This window comes from Haladaptatus sp. W1 (assembly GCF_001723155.1).
Lineage (GTDB): Archaea > Halobacteriota > Halobacteria > Halobacteriales > Haladaptataceae > Haladaptatus > Haladaptatus paucihalophilus.
This window is the reverse complement of sequence record NZ_MEIH01000058.1, coordinates 1-1,741: the sequence shown is the minus strand read 5'-3', so window position 1 is coordinate 1,741 and position 1,741 is coordinate 1. Positions and strand designations below refer to the sequence as shown.

General features: G+C 55.4%; 3 protein-coding genes. All 3 read left to right on the top strand.

Annotated features, from left to right (window positions below; translation table 11 throughout):
* Positions 1–410 (top strand): hypothetical protein (locus tag BG842_RS03055; protein ID WP_254662860.1); only part of this gene is annotated, 410 nt, incomplete at its 5' end.
* A complete protein-coding gene (locus BG842_RS30970; protein WP_254662859.1) occupies positions 394–972 on the top strand; it encodes a hypothetical protein in 579 nt (192 codons plus the stop codon). The genes BG842_RS03055 and BG842_RS30970, both read left to right, overlap by 17 nt.
* A gap of 393 nt (positions 973–1,365) precedes the next feature.
* A partial coding sequence (locus tag BG842_RS29510) for a transcriptional regulator (RefSeq protein ID WP_069449632.1) occupies positions 1,366–1,741 on the top strand: 376 nt, incomplete at its 3' end.

Genomic DNA, 1,741 nt, shown 5'->3' with positions numbered 1-1,741 from the left:
CGGATAACATGTTCTCCCGCCAGTTCCTCTCGATGGTTTCGACGACGACGCTCGTGATTGGCGCGTTGCTCGTGGGCGACGCCATCCACGGGTCGGTCGTGCTGGGGACGTACGGAGTGACGTCGCCCGCGTTCGTCCTTCGGGTACTTCCCGGTCTCGCGTTCATCTGGCTGGGATACACCCTGCGCGAGCACCACGAGAAGTTTCTCAACTCGTACTTCGCGGGGCGGGAGGCGGCGGCGAGACCCGACGACGGTGGAGAGGAGTTCGACGAGCGGATGTCCCCGCTCTCGGACGAGAGCATGGCGAACCTCGAAGCCGCGAGCGGGAACGAGATAAAAGCGAGTGAACTCATTGCAGAACGTTTATGCTTGTGCCCCATTAGCACAAACCATGGCGTTGAAGACTAGCGTCCCGAAGTCGTTGCGTGGTCCAATTGGGCTACTGTCGATAATCGTCGCTCTGCTCGGAGCCGTTATCGGCTACATCTTCCTCCTGTTCGGGGTATCGCTGTATTTCCAACTGGTTCCGCAAATGAACGAGACGATGACGCAGAGCGAATCGCTCGTCGTCATCGTGACCGGTTGGTTAGGGGGTCCCGGGGCGTGTTCACTTCCGATTATGGATTTAAGTGGCAGAAAATCAGGTTCAGTCTTCTTGGTTGTCCTGGTCGGTGGGGAGATCGTCTTGGCGTCGCACTCGGCCGCATGCATCGTAGCATCATCGACCATTCCAACGATATCCGCTGCGCTGCAATCCGCTGCCGCTCATTCCCGCCGCTACCCCGTTATCAGGCCCGGTGTGATTCGAGACTCTCGAATACCTTCTTTCCTCTTCGTGTTGCGAGTTCGGACGGTGGGGCAACGCGATACGCAAGTTCTGTTCGATGCTGCTCATCGGTTGATGAGTCGTTACGAAGAATCGCAACCAACATCCCATCAGACGAGCGCAAAAGGATGCTGTCCCCTGTGACTGACGACCGCAATCCCTTCAATGTCTGTTGAACGAGTTCTTGGGCTTCTGCTGGCTTGATTGTGAGTTGCACGGTGTCAAATTCTGGCCGATCACGAGTCGTTGCTGTCATGCTTCGTTTTCATCGGGTTAGACGATTGTAAACCCATCTCTCATTAACCTGTGCCCGCGCGTTCTCTCCTGTCCAAACGACGAATCAGCGTGATCCGAAGGCTGTAACATCTTCAACTCTGAAAAATTTCGGACGGAAGCGAACTCATCGGGCACCGAGCGGTCGGTGAGCTATTGATTCTCACTTCATTATCCGTACCGAAGACATCTAGTTGATCGACAGAAGATGCAGATAGTTGCACCCTCGATAGAATTATTGCACTCCACAACTAATAGTCGAGTATGACTGACGCACCGGGAACCGACGTGTGGAAAGAAAACACGAGTGCGTTCGACCGTGTTCGCTCGATCGCCGTGACACTCTTACAATCACGCACCGCCGACTGGATCGCCGAGGAAGCCCTGGTCGCTGGAAATACTGCCCGTGACCATCTTCAGCGACTCGTCGATATGAACGTCCTTCAGACTGTTTCGGGTGAGCAGGCAACGCTCTATCAGCCTGATCCGCTTTACACGCGGATGCGAGCGCTCCGTGACTTGCTGGATGACCGCGATCGCGATGATCTCATCCAATTGCGTGCTGACCTCCAAGAGCAAATCGAATCATGGCAACATGAGTACGATGTCGACTCCCCAGACAGGCTCCGTGAACTGGCTG

Excerpts from the sequence above, each read along its gene's own strand:
- BG842_RS30970 (WP_254662859.1), top strand. The coding sequence starts at position 394 with ATGGCGTTGAAGACTAGCGTCCCGAAGTCGTTGCGTGGTCCAATTGGG.